The organism is Mongoliibacter sp. (assembly GCF_007692705.1).
Taxonomy (GTDB): Bacteria; Bacteroidota; Bacteroidia; order Cytophagales; family Cyclobacteriaceae; genus Mongoliibacter.
On record NZ_REBN01000105.1, the window covers coordinates 1 to 20966 of the forward strand.

Genomic DNA, 20966 nt, shown 5'->3' on the forward strand with positions numbered 1-20966 from the left:
CTGTACTGGGTATCATGGCCGCATTCTTTCCTGCTTTCGGCCTGGCCTTTTGGGCAATAGGTTTCGGTATCCTACATATCCTGTATGGCACCATGATGTACTTCAAATACGAAAGGTAAAGTGAAAGGAAACTACGATAAGGCTTTCGAAAATGTAATACGGCTTAGGGTAATGTCAGTACTGATGGTCAACGAGCAATTTGACTTTAATTCATTCAAGGAGCTCCTCGATGTAACTGATGGCAACCTTGCCTCACATTTAAAAAACCTTGAGAACTCCGGCTATATACTTGTTGAAAAATCATTTATGGGCAGAAAACCCCTCACAAATTATTCTGCCACAGAGGCAGGTAAAGAAGCCTTTAAATTACACCTTGAGTTTCTCGAAAACCTGATCAACAATACCAAATCCTAAAAAATTTATCCATTCACTTTGAAATACAAAGTGAATCCTTTAATCCAAAACAAAAGGCTATGAATCCATTCACCCAGATCACCAAACAAAAGGGTTTCAGGAAAATCCTGCTTTCAGCACTCTTCGGAGGCGCTATTCCTTTCTTTGGATTGCTCACAATCATACTTACAAAAGAAGACCATTTTGAAAGTTGGATGCTGATTCCCCTTACAATCATTCCCGCAGGAGGGACTTTTGCAGGAGCATTTTTTTATTTGATGGGGTTTTATTGGTCTCCTACCGGTAACAGAAAGCTTGTGTCCATCATTTCCAGTACAATCTTATATTTTGTGGTTCTCTGGATTTCTGCCGTTATGGCTTTTGCAATCACCGGTCATTGGGATTGAATAATGAATTATTCCCTTACAATATATAAAACCTCAAAAAATGGCGACAATCTCTATTTCCTCCCAGCTAGAAGCCTATTATAGCACCATCAGGCAGAATAGGTGGCATTGGCTATTGTATATCAACTGTAGAATTCTTCTGGCTTTTGCATTTATCGTATCGGGCTTGGTGAAAATCTTCGGGGAAAGATTTGCAAGCGGCCTGTCAGAATTACATCCTATGGGGGCTTATCTAGAAGCTTTACATCACACCGGTTATTACTACACATTTATCGGTTACGCCCAGGTTTTGACAGGAATATTTTTGTTGATTCCCCAAACAGTACTTGTGGGGGCTTTGATCTATTTTCCCATTATTGTCAATATCTGTATACTTTCTTTTGCTGTCCGGTTTGAAGGTTCTTTTGTGAGCTCGCCATTGATGGTGCTGGCCAATCTCTACATCCTTGTCTGGCACTACGACAAACTCAAATACATCCTTCCTTTCAACAGTTATTCCAAGGCAGTGAGCATTCCAATACCAAATAAATATAAGACCAGATTTCCTGTGGTATTTTTTATCGGAGTAATCTCTATAATGTCTTTTACAGTTTGGCTAGCCCATTTTGGATATCAGGTAATGCCCCGAAATTCACTCAAAGATTGTAATTCCCAATTTACCAACATAGAAAATGATCTGATAGGTCAGGAATTTTGCCAATGCATTCATATCTCTGGAAAACCCTTAAGGGAATGTTTGAAAATTCTGGAAACGTAAAAAAACAAAGCGGCTAAAAAAAGTTTCTCTTTTTCAGACCTAGACAAAAAACAGGGGGTTCTTTCTTTATCATCTGTTTTTTTTAGCTTTACAGCAATCTAGCTTGACCCCGTATGAAATACAAATTGCTTTTCGCCAGTTTGATGTTACTATTTTTCAGTGGAGAAACATTTGCACAAGGAGCTTACATTCCCTACAACAGAGATTATTACCACCTTATCGAGCGATATGAAATTCTGGAAGGGAAAAACAACCCCATTTTCCATACAGGATTCAAACCTTACAGGAGAGATCAAGTAGCTGCATTTTTGGATACTTTGGCAGCAGGAAATTTGATTCAGTCCAGCGCAGATAGATTTAACCTCAATTACCTCAGCAATGACAATTGGGAATTTATTGACAGGGAAACAGAAAACTCTAAAAATCCGATTTTTGGAAATATTTATAAAAGACCTTCAGACTTCTTCCATTACAGAGACTCCATATTCGATTTTCACATCAACCCCGTTATATATCTTTCAGGTGGAATAGAACCCGGCCAGGAAAAATTCAGGTTGAGAAACAGCCGTGGTTTGGAATTCAGAGGAAGCATTGACAGGAAGGTTTCCTTTTACACCTACTTTACCACTACACAGACCATTTTCCCTTCTTGGGTGAAAGATTATGTAGAGCAATCAGGCGCTGTTCCCGGAGAGGGATTCTGGAAAAGGTATGAAGGAGAGGGCTATGGCCATTTTTCCGCCATGGGGCATATCAATTTCGATGTTAGCAAAAGCATTCAGGTGCAATTTGGACATGACCGTAATTTTGTCGGTGAGGGATATAGGTCATTGATCATTTCAGACTTTTCCAATCCCTATGTTTTCGTCAAACTGAACACCAAAATCTGGAAATTCAATTTCACCAATTTATGGTCCCAAAAAACAGCAGATGTTACCTATGATTTTGCCGGCAGACCAACAGATGACCGGTATCCTCAAAAATGGTTCTCCCACCACCGCTTAGGCATAAACATCGGTAAAAACTTCAATGTCGGAGTCTTTGAGTCTATAATGAAAAATGAGTTTGACTGGAATTATCTGAACCCGATTATATTTTACAGATGGATCGAACATCAGCTAGGTACGCCGGACAAAGTCATGTTGGGAACAGATTTCAAGTGGAATTTTACTCCTGGCATGCAGCTGTATGGGCAGTTTGTGCTTGACGAATTTGTATTTGGAGAGTTTTTCGGAATAGACGGGGACAACTCGATCAGAAACAAACATGGATTGCAGGCTGGCTACAAATACGTAAATGCCTTTAAAATCAATAACCTGGACCTGCAGTTGGAATACAATCAGGTAAGGCCATACACTTATCAGGAAAAATTTGAGAACCAGTCATTCACAAACTACAGAACTCCTTTAGCACATCCATTGGGTGCTAACTTCAGGGAATTTGTAGCAATTATGCGTTACCAACCTCTTCCACGACTTTTCACCAATATCACAGCTATGTATCAGTACTTCGGTGAAGATCCTTCTGAAGATGTGAATTTTGGAAAAAATGTCCTCAAAAACAGGATGAGTCCCAACACGGGTATAGGACTTTTTGGCAATGTCATCGGGCAAGGAATTGAAAATAAAGTTTTTATGGCCAATCTGAATCTCAGCTATATGATCCGACAAAACGTATTCTTGGACTTCAGCCATACATTCAGAAGACAGACAGCGCAGGATCTTTTGGAGCCTAACAGCACAGGTTTTACTCAGGCCTCATTAAGAATCAACATGATCAGAAATGACTTCAACTACTAGAAGCTCCGCAATTGGGGATAAAATTGTTTAACTTGCCGCCTCAAAACCGAAATTAGCTGAATGCATACCTATCTTAGGATACTCTCCTTTGCCAAACCATACAGAAGATATTTCCCTGTTTATGTGATATATACCCTTCTGGCTATCATTTTTGGCTTACTGAACTTCACCCTACTTAAGCCACTTTTTGACGTCATCTTTGAACAGGTCGAGCCAGAAGCCATGTCCAAGTATCTGGTCAAACCGGATTTCAAATTATCCCTGGACTACTTCATACATCTATTCAATTACTATTTTTTGCAGACTGCGGAAACTTATGGCAAGTTTGGCACCTTGGTCTATGTCTGCTTGATCATTGTAGCCTCCGTTTTTCTTTCTAATTTATTCACCTATCTCTCCGGTGTGGTTCTCGCTAAAGTAAGGGCAGAAATCATCCAAAAAATGAGAGGTAAAATATTTAACAGAGTGACTTCCATGCACATCGGCTATTTCTCCAATGAACGAAAGGGAGACCTGATGTCAAAAATCACTAATGACATACAGGAAGTGGAAAATATGGTAGTGCAGTCTCTAAAAGTGGTTTTCAAAGAACCTGCTACCATTATCCTGTATTTTGCAGTGTTATTTATGATGTCAGTCAAACTGACTCTTTTCACCATTTTGGTGATCCCTATATCTGGCGCAATTATAGGAACAATTACCAAAAGGCTGAGAAAAAAGGCAGTAGAAAGCCAGGAATCCTTAGGCCGAATTGTCAATATCCTGGATGAAACCATTACAGGTATGCGGGTAATAAAAGCATTTGGTGCCCAAAAATACATACAGGACAAATTCGATAAGGAAACGGAGTTCTACTCAGAAGTAAATGTATCCATGGCCAAGAAAAATGAATTGGCCTCTCCCATTTCCCAATTTTTGGGGGTATCTGTGGTAGCTGGTATTTTGGTATATGGAGGAAATTTGGTTTTGAGCAACAGTTCTGAATTAAGTGCCTCAGATTTCATCACCTACATCATCATATTCACACAAGTACTTAATCCTGCCAAAGAAATTTCCAAGGCTGCCAGTAGTATTCAACGAGGATTGGCTTCTGCAGATAGAATTTTTGTAGTGGTAGATACCAAGAGCACTATCAGCAACAGCCCAAAAGCTCTGCCTGTCAAAAGTTTTGAAAAAGCGCTTTCTTTTGAAAAGGTTTCATTTAAATACGAAAAAGAGACCGTACTGAATGAAATCAGTTTCATTCTGGAAAAAGGGAAAACCATCGCACTAGTAGGTCCTTCGGGAGGAGGGAAATCAACCATTGCAGATTTGGTTCCAAGATTTTACGATCCCAGTGAAGGAAGTATCAATCTTGATGGACAAGATCTCAGAAATTTAGAAATTGGTAGTCTTAGGACATTGATGGGAATCGTCACCCAGGAATCCATTTTGTTTAATGATACAGTTTACAATAACATTGCTTTTGGACTTGAAAATATGTCTGAAGAAAAGGTCATTGAAGCTGCAAAAATCGCCAACGCTCATGAATTCATAATTCAACTGGAAAATGGTTACCATACCAATATTGGGGAGAGAGGCTCTAAACTTTCAGGAGGACAGAGACAAAGAATGAGCATTGCAAGAGCAGTTCTTAAGAATCCCCCAATCTTGATTCTAGACGAAGCCACTTCAGCATTAGACTCCCAATCAGAAAAATTGGTGCAAGACGCATTGACCAAATTAATGCACAATAGGACCACTTTGGTAATTGCCCATAGATTGAGTACCATTCAGCATGCAGATGAAATACTTGTCATCAAAAAAGGAAGTATTGTTCAGAGGGGGACACATCAGGAACTGATGCAACAGGAAGGACTCTATCGGAATCTTTCTACTATGCAGTCTGTTTAGTATATTGATTGCATAATTCAAAAACCCAAAACCCAATGAAACAAATAAATAAAATAACAAATCTTTTAGTGCTCCTTTTTTTCGGAGTCAGTCTTGTCTTTTTTCTATCATTCAATGGTGTCAAAGGTTTGTTTGGAATAGAGGAACTAAGAACATCCACCGTAGTTTATTTTATGCTTATAGGCCTTATTCTTTTTTTGATAAGTTTTGGCACAAATAAGATGGTCAAAAATGGGTTGGAAGAAGAGATTTCCAAAAAAGAGGCTGAAAAAAAAGAATTAAAAGCTACTCTTTACGATTTGGAAAAAGGCATCAAGCTCAATAACCTTGAAAAAAGGATTGACCAAAAAGAAGATAATAAAGATTCGCCTAACCTTAGACCAAGACAAAACTTCAAATAATTAGAATATTAATTCAAAATTATTAAATTAGGAATCCGCAAGGATTCCTTTTTTTTCTACAAAATATTGTTTTATGGTTGCAAAAACTTTTGGCAGCGCAGTATCCGGAGTGGATGCAAAGCTGATCACAATTGAGGTAAATGTAGGTCAAGGGACCGGATTTTTTATGGTCGGTCTTCCTGACAGTGCTGTCAAAGAAAGTCAGCAGCGTGTAGAGTCGGCACTCAAGTACTTTGGGTTTCGAATGCCTAGACAAAAAGCAGTCATCAACCTTGCTCCGGCTGATATTAGAAAAGAAGGTTCTTCCTATGATCTTCCTATTGCCTTGGGTATTCTCAAAGCGTCTGAACAAGTCCTTTTTCCAGAATTAGAAAAATACCTGATCATGGGTGAGCTATCGCTTGACGGCAAACTACGTCCAGTGAAGGGAGCACTGCCAATAGCCATAGAAGCAAGAAAAAGCGGCTTTAAAGGTTTTATACTTCCATCTGAAAATGCTCCGGAAGCATCAATTGTCAACAACCTTGACATCATTGGAGTAAACTCTCTTCAAGAAGCTATAGGGTTTCTTGAAGGAGAAATTGAAATACAGCCTTTGGTCACCGATACGCGCGACCTTTTTTTCAACTCTGTTGAAAACTATGAGTTTGACTTTGCAGATGTTCAAGGTCAGGAAAATATCAAAAGGGCCATGGAAATAGCCGCAGCAGGAGGCCATAATGTCATCATGATAGGTCCTCCTGGGGCCGGAAAAACCATGCTAGCTAAAAGACTGCCTTCAATCCTTCCTCCATTAACCTTACAAGAAGCCCTTGAAACAACCAAAATCCACTCAGTTGCAGGAAAACTTGGAAAAAATGCTTCTCTTATAGCCCAAAGACCATTTAGGTCTCCCCATCATACCATTTCAGATGTGGCCTTGGTCGGTGGAGGAGGCAACCCCCAACCAGGTGAGATCTCCCTTTCTCATAATGGTGTCTTGTTTCTGGATGAATTGCCAGAATTCAAACGTACTGTCTTGGAGGTAATGCGTCAGCCATTGGAAGAGCGAAGGGTCACCATATCAAGAGCCAAAATCTCTGTGGATTATCCTGCTAATTTCATGTTGATTTCAAGTATGAATCCATGCCCCTGTGGTTATTACAACCACCCTGAAAAGGAATGTGTATGTGGCCCTGGCATTGTACAGAGATACCTCAATAAAGTCAGCGGGCCACTATTAGACAGAATTGACCTGCATGTCGAAGTCACCCCAGTTAAATTTGATGAAATGACTTCTACGCGTAAAACAGAGTCAAGCAAATCCATCAGAGACAGGGTGATAATAGGGAGGGATATTCAAGTACAGAGATTTAAAGACAAACCTGATGTCTTTTGTAATGCCATGATGCCCTCTCATGTAGTCAAAGAGGTCTGTCAAATCAATGAAGCAGGTAAAGCACTTTTGAAAACCGCTATGGAAAGGCTTGGATTATCCGCAAGAGCCTATGACCGTATCCTTAAGGTTTCAAGGACAATTGCTGATCTTGCCCAGTCTGAAGACATTAAAGTCGAACACCTTGCAGAAGCCATTCAGTACCGTAGTCTTGACAGAGAAGGTTGGGCTGGTTGACAATACGAAGTACAAAATTTTACATAAGAAAAAAATAATTCACTAAAAATTTCATAAAGTGATAAAACATGTATTTATTTGGTAGTAATTAAAACATTTAGGTATTAGTTGCTTAAATCACCCTGTTTTTTAAACTACAACCCAATTGATAGTACCTAAAAGGCTGTTTATACAGCCTTTTTCTATCTTCTTAAAGCCTGCCGCATATCTTCCAGCAGATCATCCATATGCTCGAGCCCTACTGACACCCTGATGAGATTTTGAGGCGTTTTGGTATCAGGACCCTCTGAAGCAGCCCTTCTTTCAATAAGGCTTTCTACCCCTCCCAGACTGGTAGCATTTGTGAAATATTTCAACTTCGAAATCACCTCATCCGCTCTTTCAGCATTCCCTTTAACTATAAAAGAAAGCATTCCCCCAAATCCTGTCATTTGGCTTGCAGCAACACTGTGCCCGGTATGCGTCTTGAGTCCAGGATAATATACGGTCTCAATTTCAGAATGACTCGAAAGGTATTCTGCCAAAATACCTGCATGTTCTGCATGCCCCTTCATTCGATAAGGAAGTGTTTTGATACTTCTGCACAGCAGATAAGAATCAAAGGGGGATGGAACAGCCCCACCTGTTTTTTGGACAAACCTTACTTTATCCCAAAATTCATTCTCTTCTTTGGTTATCAAAGCCCCTCCCAGGATATCACTATGCCCTCCTAGGTATTTGGTGCTACTATGCATCACTATATCAGCTCCTAGTAAAAGTGGATTCTGGAATACAGGGGTGGCAAAAGTATTGTCGCATGCCACCATTAGACCTTTATGTTTCGCAATTGACGAGATTTTTTTGATATCGGAAATCTTCAATAAAGGATTGGAAGGACTTTCTATCCATACCAATTTGGTTTCAGGTCTGATCGCGTTCGCTACATTTTCAGAGTTAGTCATATCCACAAAACTGACTGTAAGGATCCCATGAAAAATCTGGACCAATTGGGCCCTTAGCCCGTGATACATGTCATCGGGAGCTATGATATGACTTCCTGGTTCCAAAGCCTGAAAAACTGCCATCCCAGCAGCATTTCCCGAAGAAAAAGCTGCCGCATCAGCTCCATGCTCTAATTTTGCCAAAACATGCTCCAAGGCCGAACGATTAGGGTTATCGGCCCTCGAATAAATCATGGAGCCCTCCTGATGAATAAAAGTAGTGGAAGTCGTGATTGGCTGGACTGCAGGCTTAGTGTTGTCAGTCACAATATTCCCTGCATGTATGGAAAGCGTTTCGATTTTCATTGCTGATTGAATTTACACCTAATATTAAAAAAGAAAAGCCAGCGAATTCAATCGCTGGCTATATTTCTCTTGTTCCGGATTATTTTATCTGATCCTATCTACCGACCTGACCAATTTTTCGTCTTTCCTGATAAACCTATTAGCCAACATATTCATCACCAAGGCTGCAAAAATGGCCCAAAAACCCAATACAAAAGCGCCATTCGCCTGAGGATTGAATTCTGCATTGGCTGAATGGGTAAACCATACAATCAAGCCTACATTGACAACCATTGCCAGGGAATTAAACATGTTGAGCATCATTTGCTTTCCCCTATTTTTATAGGAAACAATACTGAAAGAAGCCAACCCGATTGAAATGAGTGCCAAAATACCGATAACCAGTACTTTAGACTCACTATTGACAATTTCTCCACTTGCAATATCGACCGTATTGAGGCTCCAGGCTGTCAAGGTCATCAGTTGCACCTGTCCCGGATCGACTTGTTGCCAAATCGGGAACAGCATGACCAAGACCATCGCCACCACCAGTAAAAAAAGAAATATTGTCTGAATTCTCTGTATCATGTCTTTTCTTAATTTTTGACAAAGAAAACGTGTTATTTTATTAATCGCAAGGTTTGTGCAGATGGGCATTTAATTTTGAAGGGGAATAGTATCTTTGCAGTGGAAAAATGGAAATGAAGCGGTACTTTCTTGAATTAGCTTATAAAGGCAGTGACTTTCATGGTTGGCAGATTCAGGCCAACGCCTATTCGGTACAGGAAGAAATAGAAAAAGCAATCTCCCTGGTATTGGGAAAAGCAACTCCAATTGTTGGCAGTGGCAGGACAGATACAGGCGTGCATGCCAGTCAGACTTTTGCCCATTTTGATACCGAGGCAGAATTGGACAAGTCATCCTTTCTGAAAAAAATAAATGGAATTGTAGGTAAGGACATTGCTTTTTATGATCTCTTACCAGTTAAAAGTGATGCTCATGCTCGTTTTAATGCCTTAGAAAGGGAATACCTTTACCGCTGCACATTACGCAAAAACCCATTTGAAAATGATAGATCTTGGCAGATCTTCGGTAACCCAGAGGTTCATTTAATGAATAAGGCCGCTGAAATACTTATGGAATATGAAGATTTTCAATGTTTCAGCAAAGTAAAAACATCTGTAAACAATTTTCGATGCGAAATAAAACAAGCCTTCTGGGAACAAAATGGAGCTGAATTGTTATTTCATATAACTGCCAACAGATTTTTGCGCGGCATGGTCCGGGCTATAGTAGGGACTTTAATGGAAGTCGGTCTCGGGAAAATCACTCCAGAAGACTTTAGAAGCATCATTGAAAGCAAAAATCGCAAAAAAGCCAAATCGTCTGCCCCCGCGCAAGGTCTTTTCCTTTGCAGGGTAAATTACCCTGACAAAATATTTATTTAAAGAAACTACCCATTGAGCCTGGATAAAGAAAACGTCAAAAGTGGTGAAATTGTAGACACCGAAGTACTGAAAAAGCTGTATAGGTTTGTAAAACCCTACAAACTACAGTTCTACTTCTTGGTGTTTCTCACCATCGCCTTAGCAATACTTGCTCCCACCAGGCCATATTTTATTCAAGTAGCTATAGACGATTATGTGGCCGTGGGAGATGGTCCTGGGCTGGTAAAAATCATCTACTTATTGGTCTTTTTATTGGTCTTGCAGGCTGTAGTGCAGTTTGCCCATACTTATTTATCCGGATGGATAGGACAAGTCATTATTAAGGACATTAGAATCAAACTTTACAAGCATTTACTAAAAATGCGCCTAAAGTTTTTCGACAATACTCCTATAGGACGATTAGTAACCAGAAACATCTCTGATATAGAAACCTTAGCAGATGTTTTCAGTGAAGGTTTGGCTGCCATCATCGGAGATCTTTTGCAATTGGTGACTATCCTTACGGTCATGTTCTATATTGATTGGAAACTAACCTTGGTGAGCTTATGTACCCTGCCTTTGTTGATCATTTCAACCTATATTTTTAAAGAAAAAATAAAAGTTGCCTTCAATGATGTAAGGAATGCAGTATCCAATCTCAATTCTTTCTTGCAGGAACACATCACAGGGATGAACATTGTTCAGATTTTCAATAGGGAAGGTCGTGAATTTGAAAAATTCAAGGAAATCAACAGAGACCACAAAAAAGCTCATGTAAAGTCAGTGCTTTACTACTCGATTTACTTCCCTGTAGCTGAAATTATTCAGGCGATAGGAATTGGATTGGTGGTATGGTATGGCGCAACAGGGGTTTTTGATACAGAAATTCAGGTAGGGGTATTAATTTCCTTCATCATGTATTTACAGCTATTCTTTAGACCTATCAGGATGATTGCTGACAGGTACAATACCCTCCAACTTGGCGTAGTAAGCTCTTCGAGGATTTTTAAGTTGTTGGAGTCAGATGAGCAAATTCCAAATGAAGGAGATTTCAAACCTGAGAAAATCAAAGGGAATATTAAAGTAGAGGATGTTTGGTTTGCCTACAATGACGAGGAGTGGGTTTTGAAAAACATCAATTTTGAGGTAAAGCATGGAGAGACCGTAGCGTTGGTTGGTGCAACCGGTGCCGGTAAATCCTCCATCATCAATTTGATCAGCCGTTTTTACGAGATCAACAAAGGAACCATAAAAGTAGATAGTACCGATATTAAAAAGTTTGAACTGGATACATTAAGAAAACACATTGGTGTGGTATTGCAAGATGTATTCCTGTTTTCCGACACCATCTACTACAACATCACGCTTGGAAACCCAAGCATCAGCCGCGAACAGGTGATGGATGCCGCTGAAATGGTGGGGGCCAGAAAATTCATCGAAAGGCTTCCCGGTGGGTTGGATTATAATGTAATGGAAAGAGGTGCTACCCTTTCTGTAGGGCAAAGACAATTGATTTCATTTGTGAGGGCTATGGTTTACAATCCGGAAATCATCATACTGGATGAAGCTACCTCCTCCGTAGATACAGAAACAGAAGAACTGATTCAAGGAGCAATTGAAAAAATGATGAAAGGGAGAACTTCTATCGTTATTGCCCACAGGTTATCGACGATTCAAAAAGCGCATAAAATCATAGTGTTGCATCAGGGTGAAATTAAAGAGACGGGAACACATGATTCACTTTTAGAGAAAGGAGGGTTTTATGCCCAACTTCATCAGATGCAGTTAAAAACCATGGCCATTGGCTAACCATTTGACTTCAATACTTTCAATAAAAGACCTTTTGGAAAATTTAAAGCTCTAATTTTCAAAAGTCTATGAAAAATAAGTAAAATACTGCGCTTCTGGATGCAGATTTGATATAACAGAATATAATTTTGTGTCGTTAAATCACACAATTTGAAAACGAAAACCATAAAAGCGTGAAAAAAATTATTTTACTGATCGTCATCATGATTCCATTGACTTCATTTGCACAGGAATCGAGTATAGGTTTACGACTTGGAGAGCCTCTCTCCATCACTTATAAGACTTTTTTGGATGAAAATATTTCTGTAGAAGGGATGTTTGGAAGAGCTGGAGTCAACAGTGCCCAATATTATAGGCGTTCATTTGAAAACAACAGGCCCTCTTCAAATGCCTTTTATGCCGGGCACAGTACTGGTAACGTACTTTCATTTAATGCCAGAATAGCGTACAACGAGGATTTCACGGATGATTTTGGTATCACTGAAGGATATCTTTTGGGATATGCCGGTGTAGGTGCCCAATTACGGTCTGTAAGTGTGAATTATGCTTACACTGATTCCTCTTTATCCCCTACCAATATTTTCGGGGAAAACAGAAGAAATATCGATTTTGGGCCGGAAGTTTATGGAGGGGCTGAATATTACTTCGATGATTTGCCGATCAACGTCTTTGCAGAAGTAGGGTTATTTATGGAATTATTAGATAGATTTGGCCATTTGAGGTTACAGGGAGCCATTGGTGTCAGGTATATATTTTAAAGAAAATGAAAAAAAGGCCTCTTATTTTATTGATAGTTTTACTGGTACTGATAGGCCTGATTGGGCTCTATATGTTCGGTGGTTTCAATGACATTGAAATAGGTGAAGAGGACCTTGGTGAAATAGCACTCGTTGGCATTCATTACAGAGGCACACCACAAGACCCTGAGTTGAAAAAAGCTTTTGAGAAGATGGAAAACCTTGCAAATACCAACGCAGAAGCATTTTTGAATACTATATATTATGTTGAACCTGCAGGAAAACTTGATACCATGGAGGTTTTTGTTGGTTTGGAGAAAAAGTGGGCCCCTGAAGAAACTGACCTTATAGAAAAGAACTTTGATGGTTCGCAAGCCATCATAGCAAACATTCAATCGCACAGATTTGTGATGCCCGGACCAAAAAGAGTACAAAACAAAATCCGCCAATATGCTGAAGAAAAAGGGCTTCCGCTACCAGAAACGTATATTGACCAAATCTTCAGTCCGAGCAAAGTACGTGTAATCGGACTTCAAAATTAAATCTAAAAAAAAGGAAATAGTAATAGGAACAACTATATTGAATTTAGAAAAAGAATTATAATGAATTTCACTTTCTAATTTAACCATCTAACATATAGGATTATGAAAAAAATAATTGGATTAATGGCAGTTTTCGCCCTGATTTTTCAGGCGTGTGAAGGACCTATGGGACCTGCGGGACCTCCGGGACCAGAAGGGGCTCAAGGACCACAGGGACCTGAAGGCGAGACCATCATCGGTGTCGCATATGAGGTTGAATTGGATTTTACAGCGGAAAACGACTATATGGAAGTGTTGGATTTTCCAGAACCTTTGGTAGAAAGTGATGTAGTATTGACTTTTATCAATTGGGAAACGCTAGACGGACTCAGAGTCTGGAGGTTATTGCCTCAAACAGTCTTTTTTGAAGAAGGTTTTTTAAGGTATAATTATGATTTCACTGAGTTAGATATCGCTCTTTTTCTCGAAACCAATTTTGACCCTGAAATACTGGATGATTCTTGGAAATTGGATGTATTATTCAGAATTGTCGTCTTACCGGTAGACTTTGCTAATGGCAGACTTGACCTTACCGATATGGATGGATTACTCAAAATGACAGGTATCCAGGAAAAAGACTTTAAAAAACTGGAAAGAAAGGTACAATAAGTAAATCAAAGAGGAATCTTTATAAGCGTATCACTTTCAACAAAATTTGAACTCCCAACTTGTAATTTCATACAGGTTGGGAGTTTTTTTCTAATTCTCTGGTTTGGGATGTTTTACTCAATTTTTCAAATAAATCCACTTCCTATTTTATCTTTGCGGCATGCAATTGAAAAACGACTTATTATTAAAGGCCGCAAAGGGAGAAAATCCTGAAAGAACCCCTGTATGGCTGATGAGACAGGCTGGCAGAATATTGCCGGAATACCGAGCCGTCAGAGAAAGTGTCAGCGGGTTTATCGAGTTAGCACAAACACCTGAGTTGGCTGCTGAAGTAACCATACAACCAGTAGACCTACTTGGCGTAGATGCTGCAATAATTTTTTCAGACATCTTAGTGATTCCCGAAGCTATGGGCCTTCCCTATGAAATGGTAGAGAAAAGGGGGCCTTGGTTTCCTCAAACTGTTCAATCCAAGGCTGACTTAAAGAAGCTTAGAATTGCAAACGGTGTGGATGATCTTAGCTATGTAATTGAAGCCATCAAAATCACCAAAAAGGCACTGAATGGAAGAGTTCCCTTGATTGGGTTTGCCGGTGCTCCTTGGACCATATTTGCCTACATGATAGAGGGTTCGGGAAGCAAAACATTTTCGAAAGCCCGGGCTATGCTTTACACCCAACCGGAGTTTTCCCATCAACTGTTACAGATGATAACTGATAGCACCATCAATTACCTCAAAGCTCAGATTGATGCCGGAGTTGACCTGATTCAAGTATTTGACAGCTGGGCAGGAATCTTACCCCCAGACCAGTATAGAGTATTTTCTTTACCCTACATCTCAAAAATATGTGATGCTATTACCACAGTTCCAAAAACCGTATTTGCAAAAGGAGCATTTTTTGCCAGAGAAGAAATGGCAAAACTCAATTGTGAAACCATTGGTCTGGACTGGAACATGGGTATCACGGAATCAAGAAAATTGATAGGGGAAAGCAAAACCCTTCAAGGAAATCTTGACCCGGCAGCATTATATGGTTCGGAAAAGCAGGTAGAAGCTGCTACCATTCATATGATGAATCAATTTAAAGGAAGTCGGCACATCGCCAACCTTGGACACGGCGTATACCCGGACATCAATCCAGAAATGGTAAAAATATTCATCGAGACCGTCAAGAATTATAAATAAACTTCACTTTTATTAAAAATACCGTAAAGAGGCCCAAAAGGCCTCTTTTTTTCGTTTTACAACGATTTCGCCAGATCATTACAAACTATTCAATAGAATAAACTTTGATTATTTTTTTAACATATTTTTATCGTTTTTATTGAATTTTTAAAAATATAAGTTAATTTCAGAACTTGAATTCAGAATTTAGACATTAAAAGTTTGAAATCTGGTTCAAAACCAAACCTATTAAAAACAAAACCTATTAGACTTATGAAAAGAAGATTTACAAAACTAAGTCTGGCAACGCTGTTGCTGGCCTTCGCCATGGCAGCTGTACTGCCAAACCAAGCAAATGCCCAGGAAGAGAGTAAATTCTCCATGGATGTCACGCTTAACTCAGACATATTTTTTGGATTCTATCCATTTTTTGCGGGCTCATATAGCCTTAGTGAAAAGACAGATTTTACATTTTATGGTATCCTCTGGTCTGGAGGTACAGGCGGGGTTCAAGGCACTGGCGGAGGTGGCTGGGGTAATTGGACTGAATTTGGAGTTGGGATGAACTTTGATGTAGCGGATGGAATCAACATCAATCCTCAGATCGGTTTACTAAACGGTAGCCTGACTTCAGGCTTAGGAACCCCGGTTCTTGGGGAAGGAATTGTTCCAAATTTGACAATTGGATTAGACAAAGCAAAAACAGAAGGTGAATTTTACTTGGGATACTATTATGGTTTTAACCATGGAAACCCTACTACATTAAACTTTCTTCACTACTGGGCAAATTATGGATTTAAAATCAGCCCTTTCTTTTCCGCAGGACTCCATTTTGAACAATTAAGCTTCACTGGAGGCAGTGAAACACCAAGCGAAGATTCATTTGCATACTTTGTTTCTTTAGGACCTTATGTTCAGTTTGCTGATCCTAATGGAGGTGCTTTTGCAAGGTTCACTTCAGGGGCGGACCTAAGGAGTACAGAAATGGTTACTAAAAGTGGTAATACCCAACCATCATTTTTCAAACTTACTGTCGGATACAGTTTCTAAAAAAAAATTCACTACAGCCAATATATCAACTAAACTAACTTATGAAGATAGAGCCGGAATTATTTCCGGCTTTACTTTTTTAGGGAAATCACAGAATCTCCAACCTTTACTTCTTTCCCTCGAAGAAGCAACATATTTTGCCCAAACATGACTTTATTGTCTACAGTCCTGTAAGATGCTAGTGTCCTGAGAGGCTCTTTCCCCTTACGTGCCGTATCTTGGTCAACAGTAGTCATGACACAGCGTGCACAAGGTTTGGTGATTTTAAATTCTGCATCACCAATTTTTACTTCATCCCACTGATCCTCTTCAAAAGCATATCCTCCTGAAAAAACCAAATTAGGCCTGAAGCGCTCCATGCCCACTGCTTCTTCCAGCCTGCTGTTCAACTCATCTAAGGCCTCCTGACCAATAAGTAAATAAGGCATACCGTCAGCAAAACTGACTGATTCACCATTGACAGCATACTTTGGCTTGAGTTTTCTTTTTTCACTTTCCGGCATACTTACGAGCTTACAGGGAATCCCTAAAAATTCAGAAAACCAAACTCCATACTGCTCTTCAAGAACATCAGCTTCGACAATATCTTCCCAAATTTCAACCTTTATTTTTCCTACTGCTTTTGAAGCAAAAGGAATAACTACAAAATGATCAGGGTTCATTTTTTGAGTAACCTTTAGGCTATTCTCTTCCAATGTCACTTGCAATAAGGCCATTGCAGGCAATGTTCGCTGTGACATAAATTTACCATTCATATCCACCAACATCCATCTCCTATCGTATGTTAAACCCTTTTCTTCCAAAGTCCATTGATCCAACCTGATTCCTCCCAAAGATTTGATGGGGTAGATATAAATGTCTTGTAATTGCATAATAATAAATTTTTGAATGATCAAATTAACCAAAAAAGCGGAATTGTTAACCACTTAGTCTTCATCAAAAAAATAGCAAAGTGTAAAATACCGAGCATACCAAAAATACCAAAGCCCATTTGACCCTTTCCCTCAAAAGTTTATTATCCTTATGCATATGAATAAGATACAATTCCAACCCAATAGGTTGCTTCTAGAATTATGACTTTTATCCTCAATTATGACAAACTTTTACCTTTCCCCGTGACATGATGGAAAAATTATCTGCATTTCTATGACAAGAATCTGTCAATCTGACACAAAATCCACAGTAAGCGCTCTTGGCACATCCATTGACATAAAGCACTTGACATTAGAATTTGTAACTAAAATTTGAAAATATAATATCATGGGAAAAATCATAGGTATAGACTTGGGTACTACCAACTCCTGTGTTGCTGTAATGGAAGGTAACGAGCCGGTAGTAATCCAAAATTCTGAAGGAAGAAGGACTACTCCATCCATCGTGGCATTTTTGGACAATGGCAACGGGGAAAGGAAAGTAGGTGACCCTGCAAAAAGACAGGCAATCACTAATCCCGCCAATACCATCTCTTCTGTGAAGAGATTTATGGGTAAAAAGTTTTCTGAAGTTTCTGAAGAGAAAAAACATGCTTCTTACAAAGTAGAGCAAGGATCCAACGATACTTTAGTTATTAAAATCGGGGATAGATCTTATACCCCACAGGAACTTTCAGCAATGATTCTTCAAAAAATGAAGAGCACAGCTGAGGATTTCTTGGGCCAGGAAGTCACTGAAGCAGTTATTACAGTTCCTGCCTACTTCAATGATGCAGAGCGTCAGGCTACCAAAGAGGCAGGTCAAATTGCTGGTCTTGAAGTGAAAAGGATCATCAACGAACCTACTGCTGCTGCTTTGGCTTACGGTATGGACAAGAAAAACCAAGACATGAAAATCGCTGTGTATGACCTTGGTGGTGGTACATTTGACGTTTCCATATTGGAGTTGGGTGATGGCGTATTTGAAGTAAAATCTACCAACGGTGATGTTCATCTTGGTGGTGATGATTTTGACCAAGTTATCATCAACTGGCTTGCCGATGAATTTAAAGCTGAAGAGCAAATTGATTTGAGACAAGACCCAATGGCACTTCAGAGACTGAAAGAAGCTGCTGAAAAAGCAAAGATCGAATTGTCTTCTTCTTCTTCTACTGAAATCAACTTACCATATATCACTGCTACGCAATCAGGACCTAAGCACTTGGTAAGAACCTTAAGCAGAGCGAAATTTGAACAACTTTCTGAAAGCTTGGTAAAAAGATCCATGGATCCATGTATCAAAGCTTTGAAAGATGCAGGACTTTCCGCTTCTGACATTGACGAGGTGATTTTAGTAGGTGGTTCTACAAGAATCCCTAAAATCCAGGAAGAAGTGGAGAAATTCTTCGGCAAAAAACCTTCTAAAGGTGTAAATCCAGATGAGGTAGTCGCTATAGGTGCCGCTATCCAAGGTGGAGTATTGACAGGAGAAGTGAAGGATGTACTGTTACTTGATGTAACACCGCTTTCTTTGGGAATCGAAACAATGGGTGGCGTTTTCACCAAATTGATCGAATCCAACACGACTATCCCTTCAAAGAAATCAGAGGTGTTCTCCACCGCAGCTGACAACCAGCCTGCTGTAGATATTCATGTACTACAAGGTGAAAGACCATTGGCAAAAGACAACAGGTCTATCGGAAGATTCCAATTGAGTGATATTCCTCCAGCACAAAGAGGAGTTCCTCAAATCGAAGTAACCTTCGATATTGATGCCAACGGTATCCTTAACGTATCCGCCAAGGACAAAGGAACGGGTAAAGAACAAAAAATCAAGATCGAAGCTTCCTCAGGTTTGTCTCAAGATGATATCGAGAGAATGAAGAAAGAGGCGGAAGCAAATGCTGCTGGAGATAAAGCAGAAAAAGAAAAAATAGAAAAACTCAACCAAGCTGACAGTTTGATTTTCTCTACAGAAAAGCAACTGAAGGAATATGGTGATAAACTTTCCGACAGTAATAAGGCTAACATCAATAGTGCATTGGAAACCTTGAAAAAAGCACATGAAGCCAAGGATCTAGCTGCTATTGATACCGCCATGGAAGGCTTAAACAAGGCTTGGGAAGGAGCTTCTCAGGAAATGTACAATGCTGCCGGTGGTGCAGAAGGACAGCAAGCTGGCCCTGATGCAAGCGCAGAAGGTGCTGCTGAATCCGGTGACGGTGTTTCTGATGTAGACTATGAAGAAGTATCTGAGGATAAAAAGTAATCGTAACTGAACCAACAAATAAGGCATCTGTATCTGATATGGATGCCTTTTTTTAGATACTACAAACTAGATCTAAAAACCAAGAGACTTCTCATCTCTTGTTTATTGTCTCTTGTTTCTTGTTTCAAAAATGTATCTCTATCTCTTCTGGTCTCTAAATTCTCGTCTCTCGCTTCTCATTTCTAAAAGTCTCAAAAAATGCAACTCACACCAGAAAATAAATTGAAAAAGCTCATCATCGTAGGTGACCGTGTATTGATCAAGCTTAGAAAAGCTAATGAGAAAACAGCCACTGGCCTATATCTTCCGCCTGGCGTACAGGAAAAAGAAAAAGTCCAGCAAGGTTATATCATCAAAACAGGCCCTGGTTACCCTATCCCTTCGCCTATGGAAGATGATGAACCCTGGAAAGACAGAGATGACAGCATCAAGTACATTCCCCTTCAGGCAAAGGAAGGAGATTTGGCTGTATTCTTGGTCAATGGGAGTTATGAGGTAATGTACGAAGGCGAAAAATATTATATCGTACCCCAGCATTCCATTTTGATGCTGGAAAGGGAAGAAGATCTTTAATTCAAACTGCTTCAATAAAAAGCACTGATATTGTTCTCATACCTTACAAAGCTTTTTTGGTAAAACCGCATCTTCAGGAATATTCCAGGTTTTCCCTGTTATGTATGCACCTTTGATTTTGCCAAGGGCACAATAATTCCCCACCGTTCTAGGAGGAATGTTCTTTAATTTGGCAAACTCACTGACAGAAATATATTTCATTTTAATTTTTACCGTTATCGGCAAAAAACCTCTTTAAAAGTATTAAGATAATTGCCGAAAACGGCATAAAAATATATCTATACAGCACCGTATCTATTTATATCTTCTTGAAATGCGCTAAAAAAATTATTTCTGCATAAGTGCAAACTCCTTGGCGAAGTAACTCAATATCACATTGGCACCTGCCCGCTTGATACTCAATAGAGATTCCAGCATTGCCCGTTCGCCATCCAGCCAACCTCTTTCGGCAGATGCTTTAATCATGGCATATTCCCCACTGACATTATAGGCAGCTATAGGTAAGTTTGAATTATCCTTGAGCAGTCGGATTACATCCAGATAAGCCAAAGCCGGCTTGACCATTAGAAAATCTGCTCCTTCCTCTGTATCCAGATCTGCTTCTATCATTGCCTCATAATAATTGGCTGGATCCATTTGATAGGTCTTCTTATCTCCCATTTTTGGAGCTGAATCCAAAGCATCTCTGAATGGACCATAAAATGCAGAGGCATATTTCGCTGTGTAAGACATAATAGATACATCGGTGTAGCCGTTTTCATCCAAAACATTTCTAATATAACCTACTCTTCCATCCATCATATCAGATGGGCCGAGTATATCTGCCCCAGCTTGCGCTTGGGCAAGAGACATTTTGCCTAAGATTTCTAAAGTTTCATCATTTAAGATTTTCCCATCTTTCACTAATCCATCATGACCATCAGAACTGTATGGATCCATGGCGACATCTGTCATGACCACAGCCTCAGGAAAAGTAATTTTGATCTTATGAATGGCCTGCAGGTAAAATGTCTCCGGATTGTGGCTTTCTGTAGCGTACTTATCTTTTTTGGATTCAGGATAAGCCGGAAAAATATCAAAGGCCATAATACCCAGTTTCATACAAACTTCAATTTCCTGTAACATCAAGTCCAAAGAATACCTAAAAATCCCTGGCATAGAAGCTACTTCTACTTTTTGATTGACTCCATCTATCAAAAACATGGGGAAAATGAAATCCTTAACGGTAAGACGGGTTTCTTCTACCATATTTCTGATGGCCTGTGACTTTCTGTTTCTTCTGGGTCTTCTAAGCATAAGGTTATTTTT

Annotated in this window: 21 protein-coding genes; 16 read left to right on the forward strand and 5 right to left on the reverse strand. The window is 39.6% G+C overall.

Going from position 1 to position 20966, the window contains the following annotated elements:
* The first annotated feature begins 120 nt into the window (after positions 1-120).
* The 7 genes from EA341_RS04215 to EA341_RS04245 all read left to right on the forward strand — a co-directional run bounded on the left by EA341_RS04215 (position 121) and on the right by EA341_RS04245 (position 7262).
* Complete coding sequence (locus EA341_RS04215) at positions 121-414, forward strand: transcriptional regulator (protein ID WP_293011610.1); 294 nt, start codon at positions 121-123, stop codon at positions 412-414.
* Positions 415-473: 59 nt separating this feature from the next.
* Positions 474-800 carry a hypothetical protein gene (locus EA341_RS04220; protein ID WP_293011612.1) on the forward strand — a complete coding sequence of 109 codons (327 nt, stop codon included), beginning with the start codon at positions 474-476 and terminating at the stop codon, positions 798-800.
* A gap of 40 nt (positions 801-840) precedes the next feature.
* A complete protein-coding gene (locus EA341_RS04225; protein ID WP_293011614.1) occupies positions 841-1557 on the forward strand; it encodes a DoxX family protein in 717 nt (238 codons plus the stop codon).
* 113 nt (positions 1558-1670) lie between these two features.
* Positions 1671-3356: a hypothetical protein gene (locus EA341_RS04230; RefSeq protein WP_293011616.1), complete on the forward strand. Its 1686-nt coding sequence runs from the start codon at positions 1671-1673 to the stop codon at positions 3354-3356.
* Between the two features lie 60 nt (positions 3357-3416).
* Positions 3417-5249, forward strand: coding sequence for an ABC transporter ATP-binding protein (locus EA341_RS04235; protein ID WP_293011618.1), 1833 nt, complete (start codon positions 3417-3419; stop codon positions 5247-5249).
* A gap of 35 nt (positions 5250-5284) precedes the next feature.
* Positions 5285-5650 (forward strand): hypothetical protein, encoded by a 366-nt coding sequence (locus EA341_RS04240; protein WP_293011620.1) that lies wholly within the window; start codon positions 5285-5287, stop codon positions 5648-5650.
* Between the two features lie 73 nt (positions 5651-5723).
* The gene (locus tag EA341_RS04245; RefSeq protein ID WP_293011622.1) at positions 5724-7262 is read left to right on the forward strand and encodes a YifB family Mg chelatase-like AAA ATPase; all 1539 of its coding nucleotides are present in this window, start codon (positions 5724-5726) and stop codon (positions 7260-7262) included.
* 182 nt (positions 7263-7444) lie between these two features.
* Here the strand turns inward: EA341_RS04245 and EA341_RS04250 are convergent, their stop codons facing one another.
* Positions 7445-8548 (reverse strand): aminotransferase class I/II-fold pyridoxal phosphate-dependent enzyme, encoded by a 1104-nt coding sequence (locus tag EA341_RS04250; protein ID WP_293011624.1) that lies wholly within the window; start codon positions 8546-8548, stop codon positions 7445-7447.
* An 84-nt stretch (positions 8549-8632) separates the two neighbouring features.
* A complete protein-coding gene (locus tag EA341_RS04255; protein WP_293011626.1) occupies positions 8633-9115 on the reverse strand; it encodes a DUF4293 domain-containing protein in 483 nt (160 codons plus the stop codon).
* A gap of 113 nt (positions 9116-9228) precedes the next feature.
* Between EA341_RS04255 and truA the strand changes: the two genes are divergently transcribed.
* The 7 genes from truA (at position 9229) to EA341_RS04290 (ending at position 15905) form a co-directional block, all read left to right on the forward strand.
* On the forward strand, positions 9229-9975 hold the full coding sequence (gene truA / locus EA341_RS04260) for a tRNA pseudouridine(38-40) synthase TruA (RefSeq protein ID WP_367126941.1): 747 nt from the start codon (positions 9229-9231) through the stop codon (positions 9973-9975).
* 12 nt (positions 9976-9987) lie between these two features.
* On the forward strand, positions 9988-11763 hold the full coding sequence (locus tag EA341_RS04265) for an ABC transporter ATP-binding protein (protein WP_293011629.1): 1776 nt from the start codon (positions 9988-9990) through the stop codon (positions 11761-11763).
* Positions 11764-11936: 173 nt separating this feature from the next.
* Positions 11937-12521, forward strand: a complete 585-nt coding sequence (locus EA341_RS04270; protein ID WP_293011631.1) for a hypothetical protein — start codon at positions 11937-11939, stop codon at positions 12519-12521.
* Between the two features lie 5 nt (positions 12522-12526).
* Complete coding sequence (locus EA341_RS04275) at positions 12527-13042, forward strand: hypothetical protein (RefSeq protein WP_293011633.1); 516 nt, start codon at positions 12527-12529, stop codon at positions 13040-13042.
* Positions 13043-13144: 102 nt separating this feature from the next.
* Entirely contained in the window at positions 13145-13690 is a 546-nt protein-coding gene (locus EA341_RS04280; protein WP_293011635.1) for a hypothetical protein, read from the forward strand.
* Positions 13691-13850: 160 nt separating this feature from the next.
* Entirely contained in the window at positions 13851-14876 is a 1026-nt protein-coding gene (gene hemE / locus EA341_RS04285; RefSeq protein WP_293011637.1) for a uroporphyrinogen decarboxylase, read from the forward strand.
* Positions 14877-15128: 252 nt separating this feature from the next.
* Positions 15129-15905 (forward strand): DUF6733 family protein, encoded by a 777-nt coding sequence (locus EA341_RS04290; protein WP_293011638.1) that lies wholly within the window; start codon positions 15129-15131, stop codon positions 15903-15905.
* Between the two features lie 71 nt (positions 15906-15976).
* Here the strand turns inward: EA341_RS04290 and EA341_RS04295 are convergent, their stop codons facing one another.
* Positions 15977-16777 carry an MOSC N-terminal beta barrel domain-containing protein gene (locus EA341_RS04295; RefSeq protein WP_293011640.1) on the reverse strand — a complete coding sequence of 267 codons (801 nt, stop codon included), beginning with the start codon at positions 16775-16777 and terminating at the stop codon, positions 15977-15979.
* Positions 16778-17165: 388 nt separating this feature from the next.
* Here EA341_RS04295 and dnaK point away from each other — a divergent pair, with 388 nt between their 5' ends.
* Both dnaK and EA341_RS04305 read left to right on the forward strand, forming a co-directional pair.
* A complete protein-coding gene (dnaK, locus tag EA341_RS04300) occupies positions 17166-19085 on the forward strand; it encodes a molecular chaperone DnaK (RefSeq protein ID WP_293011642.1) in 1920 nt (639 codons plus the stop codon).
* Between the two features lie 198 nt (positions 19086-19283).
* Positions 19284-19658 (forward strand): co-chaperone GroES family protein, encoded by a 375-nt coding sequence (locus EA341_RS04305; protein WP_293011644.1) that lies wholly within the window; start codon positions 19284-19286, stop codon positions 19656-19658.
* Positions 19659-19694: 36 nt separating this feature from the next.
* On the opposite strand, the gene EA341_RS04310 is transcribed toward EA341_RS04305, so the two are convergent.
* Entirely contained in the window at positions 19695-19859 is a 165-nt protein-coding gene (locus EA341_RS04310) for a hypothetical protein (protein ID WP_293011646.1), read from the reverse strand.
* Between the two features lie 126 nt (positions 19860-19985).
* Positions 19986-20954 carry a porphobilinogen synthase gene (gene hemB / locus EA341_RS04315; RefSeq protein ID WP_293011647.1) on the reverse strand — a complete coding sequence of 323 codons (969 nt, stop codon included), beginning with the start codon at positions 20952-20954 and terminating at the stop codon, positions 19986-19988.
* Positions 20955-20966: the final 12 nt, after the last annotated feature.

What these genes read in the sequence shown, in the direction of transcription:
- EA341_RS04230 (WP_293011616.1), top strand. Translation starts at nt 1,671, where the DNA reads ATGAAATACAAATTGCTTTTCGCCAGTTTGATGTTACTATTTTTCAGT.
- truA (WP_367126941.1), top strand. Translation starts at nt 9,229, where the DNA reads ATGAAGCGGTACTTTCTTGAATTAGCTTATAAAGGCAGTGACTTTCAT.
- EA341_RS04220 (WP_293011612.1), top strand. Translation starts at nt 474, where the DNA reads ATGAATCCATTCACCCAGATCACCAAACAAAAGGGTTTCAGGAAAATC.
- EA341_RS04235 (WP_293011618.1), top strand. Translation starts at nt 3,417, where the DNA reads ATGCATACCTATCTTAGGATACTCTCCTTTGCCAAACCATACAGAAGA.
- EA341_RS04290 (WP_293011638.1), top strand. Translation starts at nt 15,129, where the DNA reads ATGAAAAGAAGATTTACAAAACTAAGTCTGGCAACGCTGTTGCTGGCC.
- EA341_RS04250 (WP_293011624.1), bottom strand. Translation starts at nt 8,548, where the DNA reads ATGAAAATCGAAACGCTTTCCATACATGCAGGGAATATTGTGACTGAC.
- EA341_RS04280 (WP_293011635.1), top strand. Translation starts at nt 13,145, where the DNA reads ATGAAAAAAATAATTGGATTAATGGCAGTTTTCGCCCTGATTTTTCAG.
- EA341_RS04310 (WP_293011646.1), bottom strand. Translation starts at nt 19,859, where the DNA reads ATGAAATATATTTCTGTCAGTGAGTTTGCCAAATTAAAGAACATTCCT.
- EA341_RS04255 (WP_293011626.1), bottom strand. Translation starts at nt 9,115, where the DNA reads ATGATACAGAGAATTCAGACAATATTTCTTTTTTTACTGGTGGTGGCG.
- EA341_RS04225 (WP_293011614.1), top strand. Translation starts at nt 841, where the DNA reads ATGGCGACAATCTCTATTTCCTCCCAGCTAGAAGCCTATTATAGCACC.
- dnaK (WP_293011642.1), top strand. Translation starts at nt 17,166, where the DNA reads ATGGGAAAAATCATAGGTATAGACTTGGGTACTACCAACTCCTGTGTT.
- EA341_RS04275 (WP_293011633.1), top strand. Translation starts at nt 12,527, where the DNA reads ATGAAAAAAAGGCCTCTTATTTTATTGATAGTTTTACTGGTACTGATA.
- EA341_RS04295 (WP_293011640.1), bottom strand. Translation starts at nt 16,777, where the DNA reads ATGCAATTACAAGACATTTATATCTACCCCATCAAATCTTTGGGAGGA.
- EA341_RS04240 (WP_293011620.1), top strand. Translation starts at nt 5,285, where the DNA reads ATGAAACAAATAAATAAAATAACAAATCTTTTAGTGCTCCTTTTTTTC.
- EA341_RS04305 (WP_293011644.1), top strand. Translation starts at nt 19,284, where the DNA reads ATGCAACTCACACCAGAAAATAAATTGAAAAAGCTCATCATCGTAGGT.
- EA341_RS04245 (WP_293011622.1), top strand. Translation starts at nt 5,724, where the DNA reads ATGGTTGCAAAAACTTTTGGCAGCGCAGTATCCGGAGTGGATGCAAAG.
- hemE (WP_293011637.1), top strand. Translation starts at nt 13,851, where the DNA reads ATGCAATTGAAAAACGACTTATTATTAAAGGCCGCAAAGGGAGAAAAT.
- hemB (WP_293011647.1), bottom strand. Translation starts at nt 20,954, where the DNA reads ATGCTTAGAAGACCCAGAAGAAACAGAAAGTCACAGGCCATCAGAAAT.